Raw genomic sequence first — 26,081 nt, 5'->3', positions numbered from 1 at the left:
GAATCTCCCACCTCTAAGCGCAGGTGGGAGATTGTTCAATGGGTTTTTGGTGAATAATGTAAATGACGGTGTGTTTTCGTTGTCGATTGGCGCCTGTTTTGGTTAAGATGGACGATGTACAGCGATATTTTGCCGACAATGAGCGGAGGATGGAAGCGATGATTTATCTTGACAACAGTGCGACGACCAAACCATTTCCCGAGGTGATCGATTCGTTCGTCGCCGTCGCAACGAACTATTTTGCCAATCCGTCGTCGCTCCATGGGCTGGGCATGAAGGCGGAGCGGCTTTTGGCGCAGGCGCGTGAACAAATCGCCGCCATGCTGCGCGTTAAGCCGAACGAAATCGTTTTTACCTCCGGCGGAACGGAGGCGAACAATTTCGCCATCAAAGGGGTCGCCTGGCAATATCAGCGGCGCGGCCGGCATATCATTACGACGAAAATCGAGCATCCGTCTGTCGCTGAACCGTGCCGCCAGCTTGAGGAGCTTGGTTTTGAGGTGACGTACTTGCCGGTCGACCGCGAAGGAAGGGTATCGGTTGAGCAAGTGGAACGCGCGCTGCGCGACGATACGATTCTCGTGTCGGTCATGCACGTCAATAACGAAGTTGGCACGGTGCAGCCGATCGAAGAAATCGGCGCCCTCTTGTCCCGCTATCCGAAAACATTGTTTCACGTCGATCGGGTGCAAGGGATCAGCAAAGTGCCGCTCGACTTGAAGCAAGCCGGTGTCGATTTATGCACGATATCGGCGCATAAATTTCACGGATTGCGCGGCGCCGGCTTGCTTTACGTCCGTGAAGGCGTCCGCTTGGCGCCGTTGATTGCCGGCGGCGGGCAGGAGCGGCAGCTTCGGTCCGGAACGGAAAATGTCGCCGCCATCGTCGCGATGGCGAAGGCGCTTCGCTTGGCGCTCGAGCGCTACGAGCGGGACATCGGCCGGCTTCAAGCATTGAAAGACGAGTGGCTTGAAGCGCTCTTGGCGATTCCAGACATCGAGATCAACACGCCGCGCGATGGCGCCGCTCCTCATATCATCAACTTTTCGTTAAAGCGCGGCGTGAAGCCGGAAGTGTTTGTTCACGAACTGGAAAAAAGCGGAATCTACGTTTCGACGACGTCAGCCTGTTCATCGAAAAAAAAGGCGCCGAGCAAGACGCTTTTGGCCATGGGGCTTGGTGAAGACCGAGCCGAGCGCGGCATTCGCATCAGCTTGTCGTTTGACAACAGCCGGGAAGAAATCGCGCCGGCGGTGGCAGCGATCAAGCAGGCGATCAAAACATTAAGCGAGGTAACGGAATAAGATGATGAACTATGACCGCATTTTGATCCGCTACGGAGAAATGACGACGAAAGGAAAAAATCGGAACATCTTCGTCCGGCGTCTTAAAAACAACATTGCCCGCAAACTGCAGGCGTTCGAGCGGATTCAGATTGAATATATGCGCGACCGAATGTACATTTTATTAAACGGCGAGCCGCATGAACCGATCATCGAAAAGCTGAAAACCGTTTTTGGCATTCATTCGTTCAGCCTGGCGATGAAGTGCGAAAACGATCTGGACGCCATTAAGGAAACGGCGCTCGCCGCCGTCCGCCAGCTCCCATACAAAGGAAAAACGTTTAAAGTGAGCGCCCGCCGCGTCGATAAGCAGTTTCCGTATCGAAGCGACGAGCTGAACTACGAGGTGGGGGCGCATATTTTGCGGCAGACGGACGGGCTTAGGGTCAACGTGCGCGAGCCGGATATTGACGTGCGCATTGAAGTGCGCCAAGACGGGACATATGTCACGTGCCGCGACATTTTCGGCGCCGGCGGCCTGCCGGTCGGAACGAGCGGCAAGGCGATGCTCATGCTCTCCGGCGGCATCGACAGCCCGGTTGCTGGTTATTTGGCGATGAAGCGCGGTTTGGAAATCGAGGCCGTCCACTTTTTCAGCCCGCCGTTTACAAGCGAACGGGCGAAGCAAAAAGTGATTGACCTCGTGCGCAAGTTGACGACATACGGCGGGAGAATCAAGCTTCACATCGTGCCGTTTACGGAAGTGCAGCAAGCCATTTATCAAGGAGTTCCGAACGAGTACTCGCTCATTTCCACTCGGCGGGCGATGCTTAGGATCACCGACGCGCTGCGCCGCCGCCAGCGGGCGTTGGCGATTGTCACAGGCGAAAGCCTCGGCCAAGTCGCGAGCCAGACGCTAGAAAGCATGTACGTGATCAATGAGGTGACCAATACCCCGATTTTGCGCCCGCTTGTTTCGATGGATAAACTTGAAATTATCGAGCTGGCGAAGCAAATCGGCACACATGATATTTCCATTCTTCCGTATGAAGACTGTTGCACCATTTTTACGCCAAGAGCGCCGAAAACGAAGCCAAAAAAAGAAAAAGTGTTCCATTATGAGAGCCAGCTCGACCTCGCTCCGCTTCTGGAAAAGGCAGTCAATGACACAGAAACGCTCGTCATTGATGAAGAAACAGGGCAGGGCGATGAGTTTGCCGAGCTGTTTTGAATCTCAAAATTTACCAAAAAGCATCGCTGCATATCGCCATCTGTTTTCACACATTCTATAGGTACAAGGAGGTGAAAACAGATGGCACGCAACAACAGCAATCAACTGCTTGTTCCGGGTGCGCAACAAGCGCTGGAGCAAATGAAATATGAGATCGCTCAAGAATTTGGCGTGAACTTAGGCGCTGACACGACTTCGCGCGCCAACGGTTCGGTCGGCGGCGAGATCACGAAACGTCTCGTAGCCATGGCGCAGCAACAATTGGGCGGCGCACGCCAATTCTAATTTCATAATGATGGCTTACGCGGCGGGGGCATTCCCCGCCGCTTTCATATGAGAAAAACGGTATTCAAAATAGAACGACTATTTTGTATAATAGAGATGCCGACCAAGGCGAAACAAGACAGAGGGGGAGAGGAACGATGAGGCGGGAAGACTTGATTGCTCCCGAGCGCTACAATTTAACATCGGAAATGGAACGGCATGCGGCCGCCGACCCGGACCGGATCGCGTTGAAATGGGAGAGCGAGCAAGGCGAAACGAAAGAGATTACATACGGCCGCTTGATGGCGCGCGCCAACCAAATTGGAAACGCTTTCTTATCACATGGGCTCGAAAAAGGCGATAAAGTGCTCGTCATGATGCCGCGCCTCATTGAAACATACGAAGTGTATATAGGGGCGCTCAAAGCCGGGCTTGTCGTCATCCCAAGCTCGGAGATGCTGCGGACAAAGGATTTGCAATATCGGCTCGTCCATAGCGAAGCGAAAGCGGTTGTCGCTTATGCGCCGTATACGGACGAATTTGCGCCGATTGGCGGCATCGAACGTTTGACGAAGTTCGTCATCGGGGAACCCCGGGACGGATGGATTCCGCTTGAAGACGCCATGGCCAAAGAGAGCGAAACGCTCGAGGCGGCGGATACCTCGCGCGATGATATGGCGTTTTTGTCGTACACATCCGGCACGACCGGCAATCCGAAAGGGGTCGTCCATTGCCATGGTTGGGCGTACGCCCACTTGCGCACGGCTGCGAAAAACTGGCTGTGCATTGAAGAAGGCGACCTCGTTTGGGCGACGGCCGGACCGGGATGGCAAAAATGGATTTGGAGCCCGTTTTTATCGGTGCTCGGCTCGGGGGCGACCGGTTTCGTCTACTACGGCCGCTTTGAGCCGGAAACATATTTGCAGCTATTGGAAAAATACAACATCAATGTGCTGTGCTGCACGCCAACCGAGTATCGTTTGATGGCGAAAGTGCCGGACATCGGCCGCTATCATCTATCTCATTTGCACAGCGCCGTGTCCGCCGGAGAGCCGCTCAACCGCGAAGTGATCGACACGTTTGCCAAGCATTTCGGCGTCGAAGTGCGCGACGGCTACGGCCAGACAGAAAACACGCTGCTTGTCGGCGTCATGAAAGGAATGCCCATCAAGCCGGGTTCGATGGGGAAACCGACGCCAGGCAACCGCGTCGAAATTATCGATGAAAACGGCGAGCCGTGCCCGCCCGGACAAGTCGGCGACATCGCCGTCCATATCGAAACGCCGGCGCTGTTTAAGTATTATTACAAAGATCCGGAGCGGACAGCGATGCAGTTCCGCGGCGACTACTACATTACGGGAGACAAAGCGCGCAAAGACGAAGACGGCTATTTCTGGTTTGAAGGCCGCGGGGATGACATCATCATCAGCGCCGGCTATACGATCGGCCCGTTTGAAGTCGAAGACGCGCTTGTCAAGCACCCAGCCGTAAAAGAGTGCGCCGTCGTCGCCAGTCCGGATGAAGTGCGCGGCCATGTTGTCAAAGCGTTTGTCGTGCTGCGCGACGGGGTCGACAAAGACGATCCGTCTCTGATTCCGGCCCTGCAAGAACATGTGAAACAGTTGACGGCGCCGTACAAATACCCGCGCAAAATCGAGTTTGTCGACGATTTGCCGAAAACGGCGTCCGGAAAAATCCGCCGCGTCGAGCTGCGCGAGCGGGAAGCCCGCCTTGCCGGCCGGTCGTTGTAAGCAGAAAGAGCCGATTGAGCTGGCCGTTGCCAGAAGCGGAGCGATGTCCGCACAGCGGCCAAACAAGAGGGTGTCTCGTTGCGAGACACCCTCTTGCCGCATGCGCGTCGAACGGATTCGCCATTTTAGATCCGGTGTTTCGCCGGGAGAACAGACACACGCTTCACAAAAAGACGCGTTTCACTTTATCCCAGAACGAATTGTCTTTTAGGCGCACCGTTTTGACCACCCGGTCGCTTAAACGAATGTCAATCCGCTCAATATGCTGGATGCTGAGCGCTTCATTGTCGAGGCCGATGATTGGAAAATGGCTTGTTTCTTCCGACATTTTCAGCGTCAACGTCCGCGAGCCGCTCAAAATGAACGGCGAGCCGAGCGTCCGATAGCGGTTGCTGTTGAGCGAGGCGAGTTCGCTCACTTGAAAGCACGGCAAGAGCGGATCGACGACCGCTCCGTGCACCGATTTATTGTAGCCGGTGCTGCCGGTCGGCGTCGAAACGATGATGCCGTCGCCGCGGAACGTCTCGAAATGCAAGTCGTCGATGAAAACGTCGATCGCCATCGTTTTAATGATTTGCGAGCGGATCGAACATTCGTTTAAGCAGAAAAACGAAGCCGCGCCGTCGATCGTCACTTCGATGATTGGGTAGCGCCGCACTTCGAGTTTCCAATTTTTCGCCGCTTCCATCATATGATCGATGTCGTCAATATGGAAATCGCAGTAAAACCCGCGCGCCGGCAAGACGGACACGCCGACGTACAAACGGTCAGGAAGAAATCCCGTCTGCCGCACCGCCTGCAAAAACGCGCCGTCATCCCCGATGCTGACGATGATGTTCGCTTCCCGATAGTCGTCGACGACCACAAACGGACCGCGCTCTGCCAGCTCAATGAGCGGCTTCACCCGTTCGATGAGCTTGTCGTCGCGCTTATAAAAAAAATAAAGACGGTTGCGTTCCATATCCATGTTTTGCGTCCTCCCGATGGCATCATCTAATCAATCGATGTACAATGAATATTGTACCACGTTTGCCAGGATTCTAAAAATATGGGCAGCCGATGCAGGGGGGAAGACGATGAATCGAAAACGATGGACCGCGTTGGCCATCGCCGCCGCCTTGTTTGTGATCTCGGTGCTTGTTCAAGCGGTTGGCGTTCTTTTGTCCGACAAGGCCGGCGGCTGGTCGGAAAGCTGGCTGGCGCTCATGGAGTCGCCATTTAGCGAAGAAGTCATCGCCGAGGGCGACCCGTTGAAAAAAATCGCTGTGTTGGAAGTGAACGGAGTTATTCAAGATGCGGGGGAAGCGGAGTCGCTTCTTTCCTCATCACAGTACAACCACCAAACGTTTTTGCAAATGATCAAACAGGCGAAAGAGGATCAAGACGTCAAAGCGATCATCTTGCGCATCAATTCGCCGGGCGGCGGTGTCGCGGAAAGCGCGGAAATTTACGATCAGCNGATGAAGCTGAAAAAGAAGACGAACAAGCCGATTTACGTATCGATGGGGGCCATGGCCGCCTCGGGCGGTTACTATATCGCTGCGGCCGGCGATAAAATTTTCGCCAGCCCGGAGACGATCACCGGCTCCATCGGCGTCATCATGCAAAGCGTCAACTATGAAGGGCTGGCAAAGAAGTACGGCGTGGAGCTTGTCACGATCAAAAGCGGGCCGTACAAAGACATCATGAATCCGGCGCGCAAAATGACCGAAGCGGAACGGAAGATTTTGCAGCGGCTGATCAATGATTCGTATGATGCGTTTGTTGATGTGGTAGCCAAAGGGAGAAAGCTGCCGGAAGACACGGTGCGCAAGCTGGCGGACGGCCGCATTTATGACGGGCGACAGGCGAAGGCGCTCCGCCTTGTCGACGAGTTCGGCTACTTGGATGACGCGATCGCTGCGCTCAAAAAAGAGCATCATTTAACCGGCGCTCAAGTCGTAAAATACGTGAACGATGCGCCGTGGAGCTCTCTCTTTGAGATGGTGTCGAACCGGATGAAGCCGGACAGCGAGGCGGCCGGGCTCATCCGCCTGTTGTCGCGCCCTTCCTCGCCGCGGCTTATGTATTTATACGCCGAATAAAGGAGTGGAAACATGACGGACATGCAAATAACGGCGACGCTGGCGGATCATCATCTCCCGCCGGCAGAGCGCCCCCTCTGCTACGGCGGCTTTTGGCTTCGTTTTTGGGCGTATTGCCTTGATGTCATTGTTGTCTCGAGCCTCAACCGGCTCATCGTTTGGCCGCTTTTTCGCCTGTTCGATTGGCCGCTTGCGCAGGACGGTTTGTTCGCGCCAGCGGCGGTCGCGGCCGCCGTCGTCTTTTACGCCTATTTCGTGTTGATGACGAAAGCGTTTGGGCAGACGCTTGGCAAAATGGTGTTCGGCTTAAAAGTGGTCGATGAGCGCGGCGAGCCGCTCACCTGGCTGACCGTGTTGTTTCGCGAAGTCGTCGGCAAATTCATCGCGAAAAAATTGCTGTTCATCGGTTTTTTGTTTGTTGCGTTTTCCGAAAAGAAAAAAGGGATGCATGACCAGTTCGCGGATACGATCGTCGTCCGCGAGTAACAATCCGCCTGCATCAAGAACAGAACGTCAACCAATGTCCGCCTGCCGAAACGGCAGGTTTATTTTTTTTCCAGATGGCGACAATGTATGATGAAAGGGAGGGCGGACATTGAAAGCAGTCATCGCGGTCATCGCAACGGTTGTTCTTTTGCTTCTTCTCGTCGCCTGGATGAAAGTATCGGTGACGGTCGTGTTTCGCCATGTGAAAGACGACGATGAATGCAAAGTCGTGGTGCGCACGCTGTTTGGCCTCCTCCGCTATACTGTCCGCATTCCGCTCATCAAGCTGGACATGGATCCGGATGCGCCGGGAGTGGCGTTTCTCCAGAAAAAAGGAGTGGAGGGAACGCGCGGGAAGGAGGAAAAGAAAGGGAAATTGACCCTAAAAAAAATCGCTGACCTGTTTCGACAGCTGAAACGGTTTCTCGAGCAAGTCGTCGACTTGCATGAAATTATGAAACAATTTTATCGCCACGTGACGATTACGAAATGGGAGTGGAAAACGAGAATCGGCACCGGCGACGCCGCGTCAACCGGCTTGCTCGTGGGGCTTGGCTGGTCGCTGAAATACATGATCATCGGCGCGGCGAGCCGCTATATGAACATGAAAACAACTCCGGCTGTCGTCATCGTTCCGGCCTACGATCGGGCCGCTTCGGAAACGGTGTTTTTATGTATGATTCAGTTTCGAATCGGGCATGCTATGGTAGCAGGATTGCGAGTGGTCAAACATTGGCGCGGACGGCGGCTGCCAAAGCGAAACCCATTGGCGGCCAAGCAGGCAAATGAAGGCTACTAGGAGGAATGACGATGACGAACCATCCGATTCAAGGGCTGATGACAACAGCGATGGAAAACTTAAAACAAATGATCGACGTCAATACGATTATCGGCGACCCGGTGGAGACGCCTGACGGCAGTGTCATTTTGACCGTTTCGAAAGTCGGGTTTGGCTTTGCCGCCGGCGGCAGCGAGTTTATGCTTGACGGCCAACAAAATGGCCGCCAAGGGGCGCAAGCCGACGGGAACGGGCAGGCCCAAGGGAACGGACATCCGTTTGGCGGCGGCAGCGGCGGCGGCGTCTCGATTACGCCGATTGCGTTTCTCGTCGTCAACTCGTCCGGGGTGAAGCTGCTCCATTTGGATGAAAGCACGCACTTATACGAAAAAATTCTCGATGTCGCGCCGCAGGCGTTTGAGAAGATTCAGGCGATGCTGAAGAAAAACAAGAAAGACGGCGCCGCAGGCCAAAAAGCAGACGACTTTGACATTTAGCCGGACCGTTGGCGTCCGGCCTTTTGTTTGTCTGCTGTCATGAACGGACAAAATCGTTGAAAAATTCCGTTCCGCGTTTTAGTATGGAAGTAGTACATATTTTCTCTAAAGGGGGAGAGAACCCATGGCCTATGTGACGTTTAAAGGGCAGCCGGTGACGCTTGTCGGCAACGAAGTGAAAGTCGGCGACAAAGCGCCGGATTTCACCGTGCTTGATCAAAACTTGCAGGAAGTGACGCTCGCGGATACGAAAGGGCACGTCCGCCTGATCAGCGTCGTTCCGTCGCTCGACACCGGAGTTTGCGACGCGCAAACGCGCCGGTTTAACGAGGAAGCGGCAAAGCTCGACAATGTGAAAGTGTTGACGATCAGCGTCGATTTGCCGTTTGCGCAAAAGCGGTGGTGCGGCGCCGCCGGCATTGAGAACGTTCAAGTGTTGTCCGACCATCGCGATGTTTCGTTCGGACAAGCATACGGCGTCTTGATCAAAGAACTGCGCCTGCTTGCCCGCGCCGTGTTTGTCATCGACAGCAATGACACAGTGACGTATGTCGAATACGTGCCGGAAGTGACGAACCATCCGAACTACGAAGCGGCGATTGAAGCGGCGAAAGCGGCGAAATAATGAAAAGGCCCCGACCCGTTCGGGGCCTTTTCGTTCCTATCGGCGCTTTTCTTGCGGCGCGAGGCGGACGGTCGTACAATATACAGAAGGGACGTTGGCAGAAAGGTGGGGACGTACAGATGATGACGCCAGTCGAACGGTTGTTCACGGTATTCGATGAAACGGCCCAACTTTTGCAAGAAGAATTGCAATGCACGTATTTAGAAGCCGTCGCGGAGACGGGGGAGAATTTGTTCCACGGCGACGTGCTGCAAAGCGAAGTGAGCGAGCTGAACGCGAAACGGCTGAAAAAGCAGTATCGCGAACTGATGCTGGAACGGTTTCAAAACGAAGAAATCCGCAAGGCGTTTCAGCTTGCGGTGTTAAAAGGGATGCGCAAGCATGTCCAGCCGCACCACCAAATGACTCCGGATGCGGTCAGTTTGTTTTTGGCGTATTTGGTCCGCGAGTTTACGCGCTCGCATTTGGCGCTTAAGATCCTCGACCCGGCCGTCGGCACGGCGAATTTATTGACGGCGGTGTTAAACGGCCTTCGAGGAAAACAGGCGGCGAGCTACGGCAGCGATGTCGATGATCTGCTTGTCAAATTGGCGTACGTCAACGCGAACTTGCAAAAGCATCCGGTGCAGCTGTTTAACCAAGACAGCCTAAGGCCGCTGTTTGTTGAGCCGGTTGACGTCGTCGTCTGCGATCTGCCGGTCGGCTATTACCCGGATGACGACAATGCCGCCCGCTTCGCCTTAAAAGCGAAGGAAGGCCGGTCGTATGCCCATCATTTGTTCATCGAGCAAAGCTTGCGCTATACGAAAGAGGGCGGCTACTTGTTTTTCCTCATCCCGAATATGTTGTTCTCGAGCCCGCAGGCGGGGCAGCTGAACGAATTTTTAAAAGAGGCGGCCATTGTCCAAGGAGTCTTGCAGCTGCCGCTGTCGATGTTTAAAAACGATCAGGCGGCAAAAAGCGTGTTGATTTTGCAAAAGAAAGGGCCGAACGTCAAAAAGCCAAAACACGTGCTGCTTGTCGAGCTGCCGCGGTTTTCCAACAAATCGGCGATGCAGGCGATGATGGCGAAAATCGACGCCTGGATCACCGAGGAAAAAGAACGTTGAAGAAAGGGTGTCCCAAACGCAGCGGGACGCCCTTTTTGATCACCGTATAGGCCGTCAAGCCCCTTCACAAAACGAGAGGTTGCATCTTCCTCCCCTTGCGCTCACGCGTGGAAGTGGGGGGTCTTCTCGGCTCAAGATGATAAATGTTGCTCTTTTCTTCATCGAAGAATCGCTGTTTTTCACCGACCTTTTCGGTCAGCTCCGTTTTCATTTTTCACAACATAAAAACTTTTTCTTGCAACCGGTTGCGAAACAAAGCCGCGCTTGAAACGCGAAAACGGGAGGCATACAATGAAAAAGGCATAGTGAAACGGCGCCCAATCGCGCACACTAACGGTAAGCGCGAGCGGATTTTGGCAAAAAAGGAGCTGTGTTTTCGATGGCGAAAGTGCTAGCCATTAATGCGGGAAGTTCCTCGTTGAAATTCCAGCTGTTTGAGATGCCGGCAGAAACGGTGTTGACCAAAGGGGTCGTCGAACGGATCGGCTTTGACGACGCGATTTTCACCATTGTCGTAAACGGTGAAAAACATCAAGAAGTGACGGCGATTCCGGATCATGCCGCGGCCGTTAAAATGCTGCTTGATAAGCTCATTCGCTACGGCATTATCCGTTCGTTTGACGAAATTGACGGCATCGGGCACCGCGTCGTCCACGGCGGGGAGAAGTTCAGTGATTCGGTGCTCATCACCGAGGACGTCATCAAGCAAATTGAAGAAGTGTCCGAGCTCGCCCCGCTCCATAACCCGGCCAACCTCGTCGGCATTCGGGCGTTTCAGGAAGTGCTGCCGGACGTGCCGGCCGTGGCGGTGTTTGACACGGCGTTCCACCAGACGATGCCGGAACAGTCGTTTTTATACAGCTTGCCATATGAGTATTACACGAAATTCGGCATCCGCAAGTACGGATTCCACGGCACGTCGCACAAATACGTCACCCAGCGGGCGGCGGAGCTTCTCGGCCGGCCGATCGAACAGCTGCGCCTCATCTCGTGCCATTTAGGCAACGGGGCGAGCATCGCGGCGGTTGAGGGCGGCAAGTCGATCGACACGTCCATGGGCTTTACGCCATTAGCCGGCGTGGCGATGGGAACGCGCTCCGGCAACATCGACCCGGCGCTCATCCCGTACATTATGGAAAAAACGGGAATGACTGCGGATGAAGTGATTGAAGTGCTGAACAAAAAGAGCGGCATGCTCGGTCTGTCCGGCATCTCGAGCGATTTGCGCGACTTGGAAAAAGCGGCCGCCGAAGGAAATGAGCGCGCGGAACTGGCACTTGAAGTGTTTGCGAACCGCATTCATAAGTACATCGGCTCGTATGCGGCGCGCATGTGCGGAGTCGATGCCATCATCTTCACCGCCGGCATCGGCGAGAACAGCGAAGTCGTGCGGGCGAAAGTGTTGCGCGGCCTCGAGTTTATGGGAGTTTACTGGGATCCCATCCTAAACAAAGTGCGCGGCAAGGAAGCGTTCATCAGCTATCCGCACTCGCCGGTCAAAGTGCTCGTCATCCCGACCAATGAAGAGTTGATGATCGCCCGCGACGTCATGCGGCTGGCGAATTTGTAAGCGGATTGTAATAAAAAGAATCGTTGCAGCCATTTTGGCCAAAACGGCTGCCCCAAACAAACGGGGCAGCCATTTTTTTGTTTTGCCGCTTTGGTGCGCTTGATTCTTGTTTCAACAACTCCGGACGGAGATGTCTTGCGTTTTTCGTCTCCCCGGCAATCATCGGAATTGCCGGCGGCGTTGTTTCACGCCAAAATGAGAGTGCATACTCGGTTGAAGGGAGTGAACGGATATGGCATTGTTTCGTGATGATGCTCATGTGTATCGGGTGATTGGCGAGTTTATGCAAATTCCGTCGCGCCCAAGGACGGAATTTGAGCTGCGCAGCTGGTGGGAGCGGCATCCAGCGTATAAGGAATACGGCAACGAGGTGGAGCAAATCAATCGGATTGGAGAACAAATCCGCCGTTCCCGCGCCGCGTTCGTCTTTTATTTGACCGATCCGGAGGCGGTCATCAGCATCGATGCGAGGCGGCCGGAAACCGGTGAAAACTACGCCATTTATTTCGGGCAGGCAATCGATGCGCCTGATGTCGCCATCAAGACGACCGGCGATATCGCCCACCAATTTTGGGGCGGCAACATCAACGTTCCATTGGCGCTCATGACCGGAAAAATGAAGGCAAAAGGATCGAAAGCGAAGGCGTTGCAGCTGTTGCCGCGCATCGTGCCGGCGTTTCCGCTTTATCGGCGCTATTTGGAACTGATCGATGAGCGCGCGCTTCTCCATGCTTTAAAGGCGTAAAAACATCGGGGAGCGCCGCGAGGGAGGAAAGAAAGTTCCGACGATTTTCGGGATAGGACATGAAACGGAAACGCGATATAGTAAAAGTACAAAATGAAATTTCAGACAGTTCTAAATTTTTAAGGAGGCCATGAAGATGACGACGGTAAGAGACATTTTCCAACTGATCGATTCGCAATTGAGGGAAGACCCATCCCGCGCCGATGGGATTGTCGCGGTGTACCAGTTTAACTTAAGCGGGTCTGATGCGGGGGTGTACCAAGTCGTCCTTCGCCCAGACGCTGGATTTGTCATTGAAGGGGAGCAAGAAACGCCTGATTGCACGCTCAGCATGGACAGCGAGGATTTTAAAAAAATGGTGGACGGCGAGCTCAACGGAACGGAAGCGTTTATGAGCGGGCGGCTTCGCATTGACGGGGACATGGGGCTGGCGCTGCGGCTCCAAGAAGTGCTGTCCGCCTACAACAGCGCCAATCAAAGCCAATAAGCACAACAAGAAAGCCGGCCGGCATGTTTTTCCGTGCATTGACAACAGCGCCGACCGTCAGAAGGAAGGAGACGAAAGGCGGCGGGCTTGGCCTTTTTCGCAGGCCCGCCTAATTTGGTTAAAGGAGACGGGGGAATGGATTTACGAACGGTTTGGACGAAAAATATCGAGCGGTTCGGTCCTTATCCGGCACTGATTTTTGAAGGAAACGAATATACGAACGTGGACTGCGACGCCCGTTCGTCCCAGCTGGCTCATGCGTTGATTGAACTTGGGGTCAAGCCGGGCGACCGCGTTGTTGTAACGATGCCGAACAGCCCAGAAGTAGTAGTCGCCTTCAGCGGCGTCTTGAAAGCAGGAGCGGTTGTCGTGCCGGTGTTGCCGCTGTTGCAGACGCAGGAGCTCCATTACATTTTTAAAGACTGCGAACCGAAAGTTGTGCTGACGGCGGAAATGCTGTGGGCGAAAGCGAAAGAGGCCGCCAATGGCTTGCCGGCGCCTCCGATGATGTTTACGATTGACGATCCTCATTCACCGCGCTCTCTGCGAACAAGAATGGAGCAAGCTCCTGCCAGCATGCCGCTGGCGGCAGTCACCGAAAATGCCCCTGCCGCCTTGCTTTACACATCGGGAACGACCGGCCATCCGAAAGGGGTCGTGCTGACGCACCGCAATTTGTATGCCAACGCGGAAGCAGCGGCCGAGATGGCGAAGCGGCTGCCTACCGAATATGACCGCGTCGGTCTTGGCGTGCTGCCGATCTCCCATGCGTTCGGTTTTACGATGATGAACGTCGCGCTGTTATTGGGCGACAAGATCGTCCTCCTGCCGTATTTCGAGCCGAAAAAAGTGCTGGAGACAATCGAACGGCATCGAGTGACGCATACGGCGATGGTGCCAGCGATGTTCCATGCGTTGTGCTATTGCCCCGAGGCGGACCGCTATGACACATCCAGTTTGGTCGCGTGCGTGTCCGGCTCGGCTTCGTTGCCGCCGTCGCTCGCTTGGCAGTTTCAACGCAAGTTCAATTGCCTGATTTTGGAGGGATACGGTCTGTCCGAGGCGGCGCCGATTGTGACGGCGACCGATCCGACGAAGCCGATCAAGCCGGGGTCGGTCGGGCTTCCGTTGCCTGGCGTGCAAGTGGCTGTCGTCGATGAACACGGCAACCGCCTGCCGCCGAACGAAGTCGGAGAACTGATTGTTTCCGGCCCGAACGTTTTCCAAGGCTACTACGGAAAAGACGAAGAGACGCGCCAAGCGCTGCGCGACGGCTGGCTGTATACCGGCGATATGGCGCGCATCGATGAAGACGGGTACGTGTTTATCGTCGACCGGAAAAAAGATGTCATCATTCGCGGCGGATTCAACATTTATCCGCGCGATATCGAGGAACTGCTTATGTCCCATCCGGATGTGCTTGAAGCCGGCGTTGTCGGCGTCCCTTCGCCGAAAATGGGGGAAGAAGTCGCCGCATATGTCGTCGTCCGACGTGGGTCCCAAGTGACCGAAGAGGAGCTGATCGAGTTTTGCCAAAAGCGGGTGGCGAAATACAAAAGCCCGCGTTTTTTGAAAAAGGTCGGCTACCTGCCGAAAAACATCATCGGCAAAATCGACAAAAAGAAGCTGCGTGAATGGGCCAGCGAGTTTATTCCCGCTGTCCAATCATAATGGAAAAGGAGAGGGACAAGGTGATTTCGTTTCAACCGACTGAAGAAGAACAGGCGTTTTTTCAAGTCGCCCGCAGCCTTGCCGTCGAGAAAATTCGGCCGGCCGCGAGAGAATGTGAGAAACGCCGGACCGTTTCGGCTGACTTGAGTGACCGGGTGGATGAGCTCGGCTTGTCGGCGCTCGAGCTCCCGGAATCGTGGGGAGGCTTGGAACTGCCCCTTCTGTCGCAAGCGCTCATTTGGCAAGGGCTCAGCTATGGCGATTTAGGCGTCATTCAAGGGCTTCCGGGGGCGCAAGAGGCGTCTTCCCTCTTTCGTCTGTCTTCCGAGCACCGCGTGTGGCACCGGTACCGGGAGATGGCGAAAGGCGGATGGCCGACTGTCTCCTGGATCGACGAAGCGGAACAAAAAGAACCGCTGAAGGAAGCGATTCGCGTGCGCCGGCGCGGCAGCGGATATATTGTGGACGGGGTGTCGTCTCCAGTCCGCTTGGCGTCGAAAGCCGACTGGGCGGTCATCGCCGCTAGGGACGAAGAAGAGGAAACGGTATTGCTCGCCTTTGATGAGCGAGTATGGGAGATCGAAGAAGGAGACATAAGGCTTGGGCTGCTTGCTGCCGGCATCGCTCGCCTTCGGTTTGCGGAAGTGTACGCCGGTCCGGAACAACTCGTTGCCCGCGGACCGGAAGCGGACGCATTGCTCAACCGCGTGCGCGCCCGAAACCAAGTCATCGAAGCGGCGAAGGAAGTCGGCTTGATGGAGGCGGCGCTTGATTACACCATTGAATACACTGCGGGAAGAAAGGCGTTCGGACAAGAGATCGCCAAGTTCCAAGGGGTGTCATTTACGATCGCAGAGATGGCGTTCGAATGCCGCGGGGCGAAACTGCTTGTATGGCAAGCGGCCGCTGCGGTTGACCAAGGGGATGAACAGGCGGGCGGCTACGCCTGGAGGGCGTTGTCGCGGGCTCATCGTTCCCTGCGCTATGTCACCGATCAGGCCGTGCAAATGCTCGGCGGGCACGGGTACGTGCAAGAATACCCAGCCGAAAAATGGATGCGCGACGCCCAAGCGCAAGTGATGCTGTACGGCCGGGAAACGGACTGGCTCATCCGCCGCGGCGAACAGCTGCTGGGCAAACGGAAAGAGAGGGTGGCGCCATGATTTCCTTTGAATTCTCACCGCAGCAAAAACAAATCAAAGAACTCGTTCATTGGTTTGCTAAACATGAAGTGCGCCCGATCGCGCTGGAGGCCGACCGGCTCGGGCGAGTGCCGGACGAATGGCTGCAAAAAGTCAACAAAATGGGCATCCAGCTGAATGCGTCTTCGTTTGGCGGAGGGCGTCCGCCGTCTCATGCGGAAGGAAAGAAAGAGAAAAAAGAGCGCGAAGGCAACCGCGTGGCCGTCATCGCCGCTGAGGAGCTCGCGTGGGGATGCCCAGGCATCGCCCTTTCCCTTCCCGGCCCTGGCCTTGGCGGGCCGCCGATTCAATCGAGCGGCACGCCGGAGCAGAAACGGCGGTTTTTGTCCATTTTCACGAAGGAGGAGCCGCGCTGGGGAGCTTACGCCTTGACGGAACCGGAAGCCGGCTCGGACGCGTCCGGCATCCGCACGACGGCGAAAAAAGTGGACGGCGGCTATGTATTAAACGGGCAAAAAATTTTCATCACCAACGGCGCCCGCGCTTCTTGGGTCGTCGTGTTCGCCACGGTTGATCCGAAGTTGGGCCGCGCCGGGCACCGGGCGTTTGTCGTCGAAAAAGGGACGCCGGGATTTGTCGCGACCCGCACCGTCCATAAGATGGGTTTGCGCGCCAATGAAACGGCGGAGCTCTTGTTTGAAGACTGCTTTGTTCCTGATGAAAATTTGCTTGGCGGTGAAGAGTTGTATAGCGCAAATGCGAATAAACCGTCCGGTTTCCAAGTGGCGATGAAAACATTTGACAGCACGAGGCCGATCGTCGCGGCCATGGCCGTCGGCATCGCCCGCGCCGCCTATGAATATACGCTTGACATCGTTCGCAGCGAGTACCCGAAACAAGGACGGTTGTACTATGAAGCAGCCGCCCTGCTTGCCGAGGCGGAGCAAGAGATTGACGCTGCTCGCCTGTTGACGTGGGAAGCGGCGTGGAAAGCCGACATTGGCGAGCCGAATGCGATGGAAGCGGCCGTCTGCAAAGCAGTCGCCGGTAAAATGGCGCTTCATGTCTGCGCTATGTGCCTTGAACTGCTCGGTCCCGTCGGCCTTGGCGGACATTTGGTCGAGAAATTGTACCGCGATGTGAAAGTGTTTGATATTTTTGAAGGCACGCAGCAAATCCAGCGCCTTGTCACAGCAAGACGGTTGTATGCGCCATACGGCGTGCACGTATAGAAGAGCGAGGCGGCGACCCAAACATCTCCGCTCGCGGTGGAGAGCGATGATCATTTGTGAAGTTTGCCGGTTCGATTGAACGAAAGGGGGAATTCCGATGCCTTATGAAACGTTGCGCATAGAGCGGCGAAACAAAGGAGTCGCTTGGGTGATGATCCACAACCCGCCGGCGAACGCCATTAGCGAGCGATTAATGGAAGAATTGGAGAAAGCGGCCGATGAATTGGAAGCCGACCGCGGAGTGCGCGTTGTCGTCATCGCGTCGGCCCATCCGAAAACGTTTCTCGCCGGCGCTGATTTAAAGGACATGATTCAGCGAGGAACCCAGTTTGCCGGCAATGAAGCGGGCATCGCCGAACAAAGCGCCCGCATGCAGCGCTGTTTTGACCGCTTCGCGACGATGCCGAAGCCGGTCATCGCGGCCATCAACGGCTATGCGCTCGGCGGCGGCTGTGAATTGGCCCTGGCGTGCGATTTCCGCATCATGGGCGGCGGCAAAATCGGCCTGACAGAAGTCTCGCTCGGCCTCATTCCCGGCGCGGGCGGCACGCAGCGGTTGACGCGCCTCGTCGGGCGGGCGAAAGCGACGGAACTCATTTTTCTTGCCAGACGGCTTGACCCGCAAGAAGCGCTCGAACTCGGCCTTGTTCATCGCGTCACGCCCCCGGAGCGGTTGGAAGAAGAGGCGTCGGCGTTTGCCGAGCAACTGTCAGAAGGGGCCGTGCGGGCGATGGGGCTCGCCAAGCGGGCCATCTATGCGGCCGAAGGGCTTCCAGAAGACGGATTTGGCATCGAAGCGGCGTCATTTGCGGCAACGTTTAAGACAGGAGAGCCGGCGATTGGGCTGGCGGCGTTTTTCCAAAAGAAACAACCGCAATTTTTACGTTAAACGGAGGGATCACCGATGTCGTCATGGGCGGAACTGCTGAAAGGAAAAGTGGCGGTCGTCACCGGCGCCTCACGCGGCCTCGGGCGCGCGGATGCCTTGGCGCTTGCCGAAGCGGGAGCGGATGTCGTCATTACCGATATTTTGCTCGAATCGGATGAAGAAAGCAAACAGACGGCGCAAAAATATGGGCCGCTCTCACAAGTGATGCAGAGTACAAAAGTGGTGTACGCCGAAAAGACAGCGGAAGACATTCGCGCCATGGGGCGGCGGGCGCTGGCTCTCAAAATGGACGTCACCGACCGCGAGCAAGTGAAAGAAGTGTTTGCCCGCGTCAAGGAAGAGTTTGGTTCCATTGACATTCTCGTCAACAACGCCGGCACGCTCGACCACGTTTCGCAAATCGAAAAGCAAAACGATGAGTTTTGGGAGCGCGATTTGCGGGTGAACCTGACCGGCACGTACAACTGTACAAAAGCGGTATGGCCGTATATGAAAGAACAAAGATGGGGGCGGATCATCAACATGTCGTCCGTCGCCGGGACGCTTGGCGGCTTTGGCCAAGCGAGCTATTCGGCCACGAAAGGAGCGGTGTTGAGCTTTACGAAAAGCATGGCGCTTGAGGGGGCGCGCTACGGCATCACCGTCAACGCCATCGTGCCGGGCATCATCAATACAGAAGCGTTCCGCATGGGCAATCCGAAAATGAACGAGCGGATGATCCAGCGCACGGCGTTCCGCCGCCCGGGCGAACCGGAAGACGTCGCCAACGCCATCGTGTTCCTTTGTTCCGATAAAGCGAAGTACATCACGGGGATTGGGTTGAATGTTTCAGGCGGCATCGAATTGTTTACGTTCTGATGAATAAGCGGCCCGCTTTGGAATGTGGCGATTTGAACATAGGAAGAGAGGCCTGCGGCGGCTCTAGCCGCGCAGGAAAACGGTTCGATTTTGATACGGAACAGGAGGAGCGGCATGAGGGAAGTGGTGATTGTTGACGCCGTGCGCACGGCGATCGGCAAGAAAAAAGGGGCGCTCTCAAGCGTCCATCCGGTCGATTTGCTTGTTCCGGTGCTGCGGGCGCTTGTCGACCGAAATGGGCTGGATGCCGGCCTGGTGGAAGATGTCATCGTCGGCTGTGTGACGATGACCGGAGAGCAAGGGGGCAACATCGCCCGCCAAGCGGTGCTCGCCGCCGGATTTCCGGTCGGAGTGCCGGCGTTTTCCTTAAACCGGATGTGCGGCTCGAGTCAGCAGGCCATCCATAACGCGGCGCAAGCGATTTTGGCTGGCGACATCGACATCGCCATCGCCGCCGGGGTCGAAAGCATGACGCGCGTTCCGATGGGAAGCGACATGGGGCGGTTCAGCCGCCAGCTGACAAGTCGGTACAACATCGTGCCGCAAGGGATTTCTGCGGAGATGATCGCGAAAAAATGGGGATTGTCGCGGGAAGAGCTTGATGCGTTTTCCTTGCAAAGCCATGAAAAAGCGGCGGCGGCAACCGACCGCGGGATGTTTGAGCGGGAAATCATTCCGCTTGACGTGCCGGGCGAGGAGGGGACGGTGTCCTTCACCCGCGACGAAGGGATTCGGCGCGACACCTCGCTCGAAAAGTTAGCAGCGTTAACGCCATCATTTCAGCCAAAAGGCGGTGTCATCACGGCCGGCAACTCAAGCCAAGTGAGCGACGGAGCGGCCGGCGTGCTGCTCATGTCGGCAGAAAAAGCCCGGCAGCTCGGTTTGCGACCGAGAGCCCGCATCGTCGCCCGCGCGGTCGTCGGCGAAGATCCGATTCTGATGCTCACGGGCGTCATCCCGGCCACGCGCCGCGTGCTCGAAAAAACGGGACTGCGCCTTGAGCAAATCGATGTCATCGAAATCAATGAAGCGTTCGCTTCGGTCGTGAAGGCGTGGGAGCGGGAGCTCGAGCCGGATATGGCAAAAGTCAATCCGCGCGGCGGAGCGATCGCCCTCGGACACCCGCTCGGCGCGAGCGGCGCCCGGCTGATGACAACGCTGCTCCATGAGCTTGAGGACATGGACGGGAAATACGGATTGCAAGTGATGTGCATCGGCTTTGGCATGGCGACAGCCACGATCATCGAGCGGCTGTAAGCAGAAAGGAGGAAAGCGGGTTGCACGCATCACTCGAAACGGCCAAGCCAAAACCAGCGCGCGACTTTGCGGCCATTGGCGCTGCCATTGAAGAGGAGCTGGCTGCCATTACGGCGGGAAAACGGCGGCGGAAAATCATCGCTGTGCTTGTCAAAAACGGGCTTGGCATGGTGCTGGGCGACGCCATTGCCCGCAAGCTGCGAGGGAACGAGGGAGACAAACAATATTTGCACCATATCGGCCGGAGGCTGCGCCTAGCGTTTGAGGAGCTCGGCCCGACGTTCATCAAGCTCGGGCAGGTGCTTGTCACAAGGCAAGACTTATTGCCAGAGCCGATTACGCTTGAGCTGGAGAAATTGCTTGACCGGGTGCCGCCCATTGAGTTTGCCAAAATCGAATACATTTTGGAGCGGGAGCTGCCTGACGGCTTGGAGACGTTTGAATGGATTGAGGAGGAGCCGCTCGGCTCGGCGTCGCTCGCTCAAGTGTACAAAGCGAAACTTAAAGACGGGCCGGTTGTCGCGGTCAAAGTCGTGCGCCCGACGGTCGAAAAACTGTTTCAAACCGATATCGCCATCATTAAAAAAATGGCCGCCCGCCTGCAAAAGCGGCTGCCGCCTGAACTGCAGGCCGCCCTTGACCTCGGGGGGCTCGTGCAAGATTATTACAGCAGCGCCATGGATGAGCTGGACATGACGGAAGAAGCAAGAAAAATGCAAGAAATGAAGCAAAAGTACGAAAGGAGGGCTGAACATGTCACGGTTCCGCACGTGTATGAAGCGACGAAAAGCGTCTTGATCATGGAATACATTGACGGCTGGCTCATTAAAGACTTCCCTGTCGATTTTCTCACCTTCGAAGAGCGGATCAACATCATGATCGATCTTGTCCATCATTACGTGCAAACGATGCTCGACGGCCATTATCATGCGGATGCCCACGGTTCCAACATTATGATCGACAAGCGGACGAAAAAGGCGGTCATCATCGACTGGGGGATGACCGGGCGGATGGACAGCGTGATGGCGCAAATTTTGATGCGTGTCATTTTGCACATCCAGCTCAACCAGGCGGAAGACGCCGCCGAAGTGTTTATGGAACTGATGTCGCCCACCATTTACACCGATGTTGTCAAATTGAAAGATGAACTGCGGACGTTGACGTTAAACTATGTGTCCGCCCATCAAGGGAGCAGCCGCTACAACTACGGCCGCCTCGTCCTTGAAGCGACGGCGATCGGGCTCCGCAACTACTGCAAAGTCCCGAACGGCTTGGCGCTTTGGGCGAAAGGATTTTCCGCCACCGAAGGGACGGCGCGCTGGATTTGCCCGGAAATTTCGTACGGCGAAGTCGTGGAGGCGTATGAAATTCCAATTTTAAAAAGCATCCTCGGAAAGCGCTTTAATTTTCGCGCCAACGCGAGTCTTGTCGCTGAAACGGCGGAAATGATCGCCACCTTCCCGCGCCGGTTCAACAAAGTGTTGGAGACGATGGCCGAAAACAAATGGCGCATGACCGTGCAAGTCCAAACCGACCCGGTGACGCGCAATACGCTCAACCAAATCGCCAACCGTTTGGCGCTTTCCCTCATCGCGTTTGCCATCATTATGGCCACCGGGTTTATTGTCGCCAGCATCCCGGGCGGAACGTTTCTCGGCATGGAGAAAACGACGATCGCCAACATCGGGTTGGCCGTTTCTGTCATCTTGGTCGTTTTCCTTGGCTGGCGGCTGTTCCGGACGCGCAAACAGCGGCCGCGATTTTAAAGAGGGAGGAAGGAACATGCGCGAGGAACAAGAAGAGCTGACGATGTCAAAGCGCATCGAAGCGTTTTACCGGCAAAGCGGCGGGCCGGGAAGCCCGACGATCCGGCGGTTGCTCGATAAGCATTTGCTGTATGGGAAAGACCACGGCCTGCCGGGGAAAAAGGAAGAGTTTGAGGATGTCATCCGCGATGTGTTTTTGCAAGACCATTCGACCCGGCCGCTCGTCATCGGCCTTTTCAAGCTGAAAGAAACGCTCAAGCAGGAATGGGACGCCTATTTGGATGCATTGCGGGGCCGCGGCATCCGTGAAGAGGAAGCGGATATGGCCGGCAAGCGGGCGTAATGGGCGGATGGAAAAGGAGGGAACGACATGGCAAAAGCCGCAGTATTGCACCGCTACGGGGAGCCGCTGTCAATCGAAGAACTGGATTTGGCAAGCCCCAAGCGCGGGGAGGTCAAAGTGAAAATGAAAGCGGCGGGCCTTTGCCATAGCGATTGGCATGTGGTTCAAGGGCAATTGCCGCTCCCGCTTCCCATTGTGCTCGGCCACGAAGGAGCGGGCATTGTCGAGGAAGTCGGGGAAGGGGTGACAAGTGTCAAACAAGGCGACCATGTGGTGCTCAATTGGGTGCCGTCATGCGGGACGTGCAGCTATTGCCGCACCGGGCGGCCCGATCTATGCGAGGAGGCGGCTCGGCTGATGGCGACCGGCACGCTGCCGGATGGGACGACGCGCTTTTCGCTGCATGGAAAACCCGTCTATCAATTTTTAACCGCCGGCGCGTTCAGCGAGTACACCATCGTGCCGGAGCAGGCAGCCATCCCGATTCGCCGTGATGTGCCGTTTGAGTTGGCGGCATTGATCAGCTGCAGCGTCATGACCGGGGTGGGCGCCGCCATTCATACAGCGCAAGTGCGCCCGGGCAGCACAGTCGCTGTGATTGGCGCCGGCGGCGTCGGCTTCAACATCATCCAAGGAGCGGCGCTCGCCGGGGCCAAACAAATTATCGCCGTCGACATTGTCGAGGAAAAATTGGCGATGACGAAAACGTTCGGGGCGACGCACACCGTAAACGCCCGCGAGGACGATGCCGTCAGCGCCGTGCTCGACTTGACCGACGGCATCGGCGTCGACTATGCGTTTGAAGCGATCGGCCGCCCGGAGACGATGGCCGACGCATACAACATGACGCGAAAAGCGGGAACGACGGTCATCGTCGGCATCGCCGCGCCGCATGAAGCGGTGGAGATCAACGCCTTTTCGCTGCCGTCCCAATCCAAAGCGTTGACCGGTTCTTGGCTTGGCCAAGGCAATCCGCCGATTGACTACCCGAAGCTGCTTGATTTGTACGCGGCGGGCAAGCTGAAGCTCGAACCGCTCATCAGCGCCGTCTATTCGCTCGATCAAATCAACGACGGATTCGCCGCCTTAAAGAGCGGGCAAAACATTCGCGGCATCATTCGCTTTGAAGAATGAGACGACAAGCCGCCCCGCGTGCGTTTGGGTGAACAAACAAGAGAAGCCGTTGGGCGGTCGGAAAGAGGGCGTTCCATCTGCCCTTGGACGAAAACGGGAAGGCCGGTGTTTGGGCGGGCAAACAAGGGGATCGAAAAAAACGTGGAACGATCGAGACGAGAGGGGGATTGACATGCCGGTGTTTCAAAGCGAGCAGGAGCTGTATGACGTTCTCGGCCGCTTTTTTGAACGCGTGGCCGAAACGGAAGAGTCAAAAGAATTGATTGCGGCGACGGAGCTAGGACCTGGATATGACGCGTTTGTCCAATACATTTTCCATAAGCCGGAAGCGAAAATTACGTGGACGCATGAAANTGGGAAATTGAAAATTGTCTGCGGCGAAACAGCGCTGCGCCCGGAGCTCATTTTTGAGCAGACGGCGGATGTCGGGCATAAGTTTTGGCTTGGGAAGCTCGACTTGCAGCAGGCGCTCGCCCGCCAGCAAATCAAAGTGCAAGGCCCGCTTGTGAACGCCTTGAAAGTATTGCCGCAGCTTGACGCCATTTACCCGGCGTACCGCGACTATTTGCAGGAAATCGGGCGGAGCGATTTATTGCCGTAGCTTGGTTTCAAGATCCGATCAATCGGGAACGTGGAGCGATGGAAAGGAGGAGATCACAATGATTTCGGCGCAAACGACGGAAGCCGATTTATGGATTGATGGAGAATGGCGGCCGGCTGCCAGCGGCGAACGGTTTGACGTCATCGACCCGGCGACGGGCGAAGTGACGGCCCGCGTCGCCAACGCTGGCGAGGACGATGTTGACGCGGCGGTCGCCATCGCCGAAGAGGCGTTTTCGGATCGGCGCTGGCTGGCCATTTCCCCGCTTGAGCGCGGACGCATCTTGCGCCGCATCGCTGAACTGATCCGCCAGCATCACGATGAATTGGCCCGGCTGATGACAAGGGAAAACGGCATGCCGATCAATCTAGCGTTGTTTATTGAAATTCCGCTCGCCGCCGACTGCTTCGACTTTTTCGCCTCGCTTGTCGTCAAGCCGCAAGGGGAGGTGCTGCCGTTTTCCGTCGCCGGCTCGGCGCCGGATTATATGGCGTGGACGATGAAGGAGCCGATCGGGGTGGCTGGGCTCATCACCCCGTGGAACTTTCCGCTTTTGATGCCGACGTGGAAAATCGCCCCAGCGCTGGCGGCGGGCTGTACGATGGTGGTAAAACCGGCGCCGGAAACGCCGCTGACGGCGTTGAAGCTTGCTGAGATTTGCCATGAGGCCGGCGTGCCGGAAGGCGTCATCAACGTCCTGCCTGGACTCGATGAGGCCGGAAAAGCGCTCGTCCGCCATCCGCGCGTGCCGAAAATCGCCTTTACCGGCGAAACGGAAACCGGGCGCCACATCTTGCAGGCGGCCGCTCCCCACATTAAGCGGGTGACGCTCGAGCTTGGCGGCAAGTCGCCGAACATCATCTTTGCCGATGCCGATCTCGAACAGGCGGCGAAAAGCGCGCTGTTTGGCGTGTTCTACAACTCCGGGCAAGTATGCCAAGCGGGAAGCCGCATTTTAGTGGAGCGGACGGTGTACGAACCGTTTGTCGAGCGGTTGGCTGAGCGGGCGAAAAAGCTGAAAGTCGGCCCCGGGACGAACCCGCGCAGCGACCTTGGCCCCGTCATCAGCCGGGAGCAATACGAGAAAGTGTTGCGCTACATTGAGATCGGCAAGCAGGAAGGAGCGCGGCTTGCGGCCGGGGGAAGGGCTTTGGACGGGGGTGGCGGCGGCTATTTCATCGAACCGACGGTGTTTGCCGATGTATCGCCATCGATGCGTATCGCCTGTGAAGAAATTTTCGGCCCGGTGGCGGCAGTCATTCCGTTTGCCGATGAGGAAGAAGCCGTCCGCATCGCCAACGGGACGATGTACGGCTTGGCGGCCGCCGTGTGGACGAACGACATCAAGCGGGCGCTCCGTCTTGCCCGGCGGGTGAAAAGCGGAACGGTGTGGCTCAACACGTACCAAGTGCTGTCACCGACCGCGCCGTTTGGCGGGTACAAGCAAAGCGGACTCGGGAGAGAGCTTGGTATGCAGGCGCTTGATGCTTATCTCGAGACGAAAACGGTTATTTGCGACTTGAATGACCGGCCGATGACGTTGTTTTAACAGGCGGGGAAGGCGCTCTTTTGTGGAGGGAACACGTGCCTCCTTTCAGAGGACATTCGGTGAAAGATGAACCGATTCCAGCGCAGCGGAACGATAGAAGGAGGGAATAGGATGGTCCATCATGACGGTTTTCAAACGGTGAAAGCGACGATCGATTGGGAACATCCGATGTTTAAGTTGTATGAAAAAGCGAAACGAAACGGGAAATGGAATCCGGCTGACATCGACTTCAGCCAAGATCAGAAAGATTTTGCCAGCTTGACGAGCGAAGAAAAAATTTCCGCGCTCCCGCTTGTCGCCGGTTTCTCCGCCGGCGAAGAGGCGGTGACGCTCGACATTTTGCCGATGGCGCACGCCCTCGCGCGCCAAGGGCGTCTGGAGGATGTCTTGTTTTTGACGACGTTTATGCACGACGAGGCGAAACACGTCGAGATGTTCTCCCGCTGGCAGCAAGCTGTCGGCATCGGACAAATGGACTTGTCCGTCTTCCATAACGACCATTACAAACGCATCTTTTACGAAGCGCTGCCGGAAGCGATGAACCGGCTGTATGCCGACGATTCGCCGGAAGCGGTCATCCGCGCCGCCACCGTCTACAACATGATCGTCGAAGGGACGCTCGCCGAATCAGGCTATTACACGTTCCGGCAAATTTACAAAAAAGCCGGGCTGTTCCCGGGCCTTTTGCAAGGAATCGATTACTTGAACATGGACGAAGGGCGGCACATT

The 26,081-nt window shown here is 56.2% G+C and carries 25 protein-coding genes and 3 pseudogenes; 27 read left to right on the top strand and 1 reads right to left on the bottom strand.

Annotation, left to right across the window (positions count from 1 at the left end; all coding sequences use genetic code 11):
• Window positions 1–158: 158 nt before the first annotated feature.
• From VU18_RS12205 to mbcS, 4 genes are all read left to right on the top strand, one after another.
• Window positions 159–1,304 carry a cysteine desulfurase family protein gene (locus VU18_RS12205; protein WP_011232270.1) on the top strand — a complete coding sequence of 382 codons (1,146 nt, stop codon included), beginning with the start codon at window positions 159–161 and terminating at the stop codon, window positions 1,302–1,304.
• Window positions 1,305–1,308: 4 nt separating this feature from the next.
• Entirely contained in the window at window positions 1,309–2,514 is a 1,206-nt protein-coding gene (gene thiI / locus VU18_RS12200) for a tRNA uracil 4-sulfurtransferase ThiI (protein ID WP_011232269.1), read from the top strand.
• An 81-nt stretch (window positions 2,515–2,595) separates the two neighbouring features.
• Window positions 2,596–2,799: an alpha/beta-type small acid-soluble spore protein gene (locus tag VU18_RS12195; RefSeq protein ID WP_011232268.1), complete on the top strand. Its 204-nt coding sequence runs from the start codon at window positions 2,596–2,598 to the stop codon at window positions 2,797–2,799.
• Window positions 2,800–2,936: 137 nt separating this feature from the next.
• On the top strand, window positions 2,937–4,529 hold the full coding sequence (gene mbcS, locus VU18_RS12190; RefSeq protein WP_021322110.1) for an acyl-CoA synthetase MbcS: 1,593 nt from the start codon (window positions 2,937–2,939) through the stop codon (window positions 4,527–4,529).
• Window positions 4,530–4,692: 163 nt separating this feature from the next.
• Here mbcS and VU18_RS12185 read toward each other — a convergent pair whose 3' ends face one another.
• A complete protein-coding gene (locus VU18_RS12185) occupies window positions 4,693–5,496 on the bottom strand; it encodes an NAD kinase (protein WP_047758155.1) in 804 nt (267 codons plus the stop codon).
• Window positions 5,497–5,605: 109 nt separating this feature from the next.
• Between VU18_RS12185 and VU18_RS20345 the strand changes: the two are divergent.
• The 23 genes and pseudogenes from VU18_RS20345 to VU18_RS12075 form a co-directional block, all read left to right on the top strand.
• A pseudogene (locus tag VU18_RS20345) lies at window positions 5,606–5,987 on the top strand (signal peptide peptidase SppA); the annotation flags it as partial.
• Between the two features lies 1 nt (window position 5,988).
• A partial coding sequence (sppA, locus tag VU18_RS20340; protein WP_236687383.1) for a signal peptide peptidase SppA occupies window positions 5,989–6,613 on the top strand: 625 nt, incomplete at its 5' end.
• 12 nt (window positions 6,614–6,625) lie between these two features.
• Window positions 6,626–7,099 carry an RDD family protein gene (locus tag VU18_RS12175; protein WP_011232264.1) on the top strand — a complete coding sequence of 158 codons (474 nt, stop codon included), beginning with the start codon at window positions 6,626–6,628 and terminating at the stop codon, window positions 7,097–7,099.
• 109 nt (window positions 7,100–7,208) lie between these two features.
• Entirely contained in the window at window positions 7,209–7,898 is a 690-nt protein-coding gene (locus VU18_RS12170; protein WP_025039240.1) for a DUF2953 domain-containing protein, read from the top strand.
• Between the two features lie 11 nt (window positions 7,899–7,909).
• The gene (gene ytfJ / locus VU18_RS12165; RefSeq protein ID WP_011232262.1) at window positions 7,910–8,374 is read left to right on the top strand and encodes a GerW family sporulation protein; all 465 of its coding nucleotides are present in this window, start codon (window positions 7,910–7,912) and stop codon (window positions 8,372–8,374) included.
• A gap of 124 nt (window positions 8,375–8,498) precedes the next feature.
• On the top strand, window positions 8,499–8,999 hold the full coding sequence (tpx, locus tag VU18_RS12160) for a thiol peroxidase (protein ID WP_011232261.1): 501 nt from the start codon (window positions 8,499–8,501) through the stop codon (window positions 8,997–8,999).
• A 119-nt stretch (window positions 9,000–9,118) separates the two neighbouring features.
• Window positions 9,119–10,108 carry a class I SAM-dependent methyltransferase gene (locus VU18_RS12155; RefSeq protein WP_047758153.1) on the top strand — a complete coding sequence of 330 codons (990 nt, stop codon included), beginning with the start codon at window positions 9,119–9,121 and terminating at the stop codon, window positions 10,106–10,108.
• Window positions 10,109–10,487: 379 nt separating this feature from the next.
• Window positions 10,488–11,678 carry an acetate kinase gene (locus tag VU18_RS12150; RefSeq protein WP_011232259.1) on the top strand — a complete coding sequence of 397 codons (1,191 nt, stop codon included), beginning with the start codon at window positions 10,488–10,490 and terminating at the stop codon, window positions 11,676–11,678.
• Between the two features lie 232 nt (window positions 11,679–11,910).
• The gene (locus VU18_RS12140; RefSeq protein ID WP_011232258.1) at window positions 11,911–12,423 is read left to right on the top strand and encodes a hypothetical protein; all 513 of its coding nucleotides are present in this window, start codon (window positions 11,911–11,913) and stop codon (window positions 12,421–12,423) included.
• 136 nt (window positions 12,424–12,559) lie between these two features.
• Window positions 12,560–12,910, top strand: a complete 351-nt coding sequence (locus VU18_RS12135) for an SCP2 sterol-binding domain-containing protein (protein ID WP_047758152.1) — start codon at window positions 12,560–12,562, stop codon at window positions 12,908–12,910.
• A 135-nt stretch (window positions 12,911–13,045) separates the two neighbouring features.
• A complete protein-coding gene (locus VU18_RS12130) occupies window positions 13,046–14,581 on the top strand; it encodes a long-chain fatty acid--CoA ligase (protein ID WP_011232256.1) in 1,536 nt (511 codons plus the stop codon).
• Between the two features lie 20 nt (window positions 14,582–14,601).
• Window positions 14,602–15,744: an acyl-CoA dehydrogenase family protein gene (locus VU18_RS12125; RefSeq protein WP_011232255.1), complete on the top strand. Its 1,143-nt coding sequence runs from the start codon at window positions 14,602–14,604 to the stop codon at window positions 15,742–15,744.
• Window positions 15,741–16,955 (top strand): acyl-CoA dehydrogenase family protein, encoded by a 1,215-nt coding sequence (locus VU18_RS12120; RefSeq protein ID WP_011232254.1) that lies wholly within the window; start codon window positions 15,741–15,743, stop codon window positions 16,953–16,955. The genes VU18_RS12125 and VU18_RS12120 overlap by 4 nt, the downstream gene beginning before the upstream one ends.
• 97 nt (window positions 16,956–17,052) lie before the next feature.
• Window positions 17,053–17,844: an enoyl-CoA hydratase/isomerase family protein gene (locus tag VU18_RS12115; protein ID WP_011232253.1), complete on the top strand. Its 792-nt coding sequence runs from the start codon at window positions 17,053–17,055 to the stop codon at window positions 17,842–17,844.
• A 15-nt stretch (window positions 17,845–17,859) separates the two neighbouring features.
• A complete protein-coding gene (locus VU18_RS12110; RefSeq protein WP_044730574.1) occupies window positions 17,860–18,702 on the top strand; it encodes an SDR family NAD(P)-dependent oxidoreductase in 843 nt (280 codons plus the stop codon).
• A gap of 114 nt (window positions 18,703–18,816) precedes the next feature.
• Window positions 18,817–19,959 carry a thiolase family protein gene (locus VU18_RS12105; RefSeq protein WP_011232251.1) on the top strand — a complete coding sequence of 381 codons (1,143 nt, stop codon included), beginning with the start codon at window positions 18,817–18,819 and terminating at the stop codon, window positions 19,957–19,959.
• Between the two features lie 20 nt (window positions 19,960–19,979).
• Window positions 19,980–21,725: an AarF/ABC1/UbiB kinase family protein gene (locus VU18_RS12100; protein ID WP_011232250.1), complete on the top strand. Its 1,746-nt coding sequence runs from the start codon at window positions 19,980–19,982 to the stop codon at window positions 21,723–21,725.
• 16 nt (window positions 21,726–21,741) lie between these two features.
• Window positions 21,742–22,068 (top strand): hypothetical protein, encoded by a 327-nt coding sequence (locus VU18_RS12095; protein WP_011232249.1) that lies wholly within the window; start codon window positions 21,742–21,744, stop codon window positions 22,066–22,068.
• A 27-nt stretch (window positions 22,069–22,095) separates the two neighbouring features.
• Entirely contained in the window at window positions 22,096–23,202 is a 1,107-nt protein-coding gene (locus VU18_RS12090; RefSeq protein WP_011232248.1) for a Zn-dependent alcohol dehydrogenase, read from the top strand.
• Window positions 23,203–23,251: 49 nt separating this feature from the next.
• Window positions 23,252–23,555 (top strand): annotated as a pseudogene (locus tag VU18_RS21280) (hypothetical protein); the annotation flags it as partial.
• A 1-nt stretch (window position 23,556) separates the two neighbouring features.
• A pseudogene (locus tag VU18_RS20335) lies at window positions 23,557–23,803 on the top strand (hypothetical protein); the annotation flags it as partial.
• A gap of 58 nt (window positions 23,804–23,861) precedes the next feature.
• The gene (locus tag VU18_RS12080; protein WP_047758150.1) at window positions 23,862–25,352 is read left to right on the top strand and encodes an aldehyde dehydrogenase; all 1,491 of its coding nucleotides are present in this window, start codon (window positions 23,862–23,864) and stop codon (window positions 25,350–25,352) included.
• Between the two features lie 111 nt (window positions 25,353–25,463).
• Window positions 25,464–26,081: R2-like ligand-binding oxidase (locus tag VU18_RS12075; protein ID WP_047758233.1), on the top strand; the 618-nt coding region annotated here is incomplete at its 3' end.

The organism is Geobacillus sp. ZGt-1 (assembly GCF_001026865.1).
GTDB classification, from domain to species: Bacteria; Bacillota; Bacilli; order Bacillales; family Anoxybacillaceae; genus Geobacillus; species Geobacillus thermoleovorans.
The sequence above is the reverse complement of the archived record's forward strand: the minus strand, read 5'-3'. Positions and strand labels throughout refer to the sequence as shown.

Coding starts and splice junctions, on each gene's coding strand:
- VU18_RS12115 (WP_011232253.1), top strand. CDS start 17,053: ATGCCTTATGAAACGTTGCGCATAGAGCGGCGAAACAAAGGAGTCGCT.
- VU18_RS12105 (WP_011232251.1), top strand. CDS start 18,817: ATGAGGGAAGTGGTGATTGTTGACGCCGTGCGCACGGCGATCGGCAAG.
- VU18_RS12195 (WP_011232268.1), top strand. CDS start 2,596: ATGGCACGCAACAACAGCAATCAACTGCTTGTTCCGGGTGCGCAACAA.
- VU18_RS12140 (WP_011232258.1), top strand. CDS start 11,911: ATGGCATTGTTTCGTGATGATGCTCATGTGTATCGGGTGATTGGCGAG.
- tpx (WP_011232261.1), top strand. CDS start 8,499: ATGGCCTATGTGACGTTTAAAGGGCAGCCGGTGACGCTTGTCGGCAAC.
- VU18_RS12205 (WP_011232270.1), top strand. CDS start 159: ATGATTTATCTTGACAACAGTGCGACGACCAAACCATTTCCCGAGGTG.
- mbcS (WP_021322110.1), top strand. CDS start 2,937: ATGAGGCGGGAAGACTTGATTGCTCCCGAGCGCTACAATTTAACATCG.
- VU18_RS12135 (WP_047758152.1), top strand. CDS start 12,560: ATGACGACGGTAAGAGACATTTTCCAACTGATCGATTCGCAATTGAGG.
- thiI (WP_011232269.1), top strand. CDS start 1,309: ATGAACTATGACCGCATTTTGATCCGCTACGGAGAAATGACGACGAAA.
- VU18_RS12080 (WP_047758150.1), top strand. CDS start 23,862: ATGATTTCGGCGCAAACGACGGAAGCCGATTTATGGATTGATGGAGAA.
- VU18_RS12130 (WP_011232256.1), top strand. CDS start 13,046: ATGGATTTACGAACGGTTTGGACGAAAAATATCGAGCGGTTCGGTCCT.
- VU18_RS12090 (WP_011232248.1), top strand. CDS start 22,096: ATGGCAAAAGCCGCAGTATTGCACCGCTACGGGGAGCCGCTGTCAATC.
- VU18_RS12175 (WP_011232264.1), top strand. CDS start 6,626: ATGACGGACATGCAAATAACGGCGACGCTGGCGGATCATCATCTCCCG.
- VU18_RS12155 (WP_047758153.1), top strand. CDS start 9,119: ATGATGACGCCAGTCGAACGGTTGTTCACGGTATTCGATGAAACGGCC.
- ytfJ (WP_011232262.1), top strand. CDS start 7,910: ATGACGAACCATCCGATTCAAGGGCTGATGACAACAGCGATGGAAAAC.
- VU18_RS12110 (WP_044730574.1), top strand. CDS start 17,860: ATGTCGTCATGGGCGGAACTGCTGAAAGGAAAAGTGGCGGTCGTCACC.
- VU18_RS12150 (WP_011232259.1), top strand. CDS start 10,488: ATGGCGAAAGTGCTAGCCATTAATGCGGGAAGTTCCTCGTTGAAATTC.
- VU18_RS12120 (WP_011232254.1), top strand. CDS start 15,741: ATGATTTCCTTTGAATTCTCACCGCAGCAAAAACAAATCAAAGAACTC.
- VU18_RS12185 (WP_047758155.1), bottom strand. CDS start 5,496: ATGGATATGGAACGCAACCGTCTTTATTTTTTTTATAAGCGCGACGAC.
- VU18_RS12095 (WP_011232249.1), top strand. CDS start 21,742: ATGCGCGAGGAACAAGAAGAGCTGACGATGTCAAAGCGCATCGAAGCG.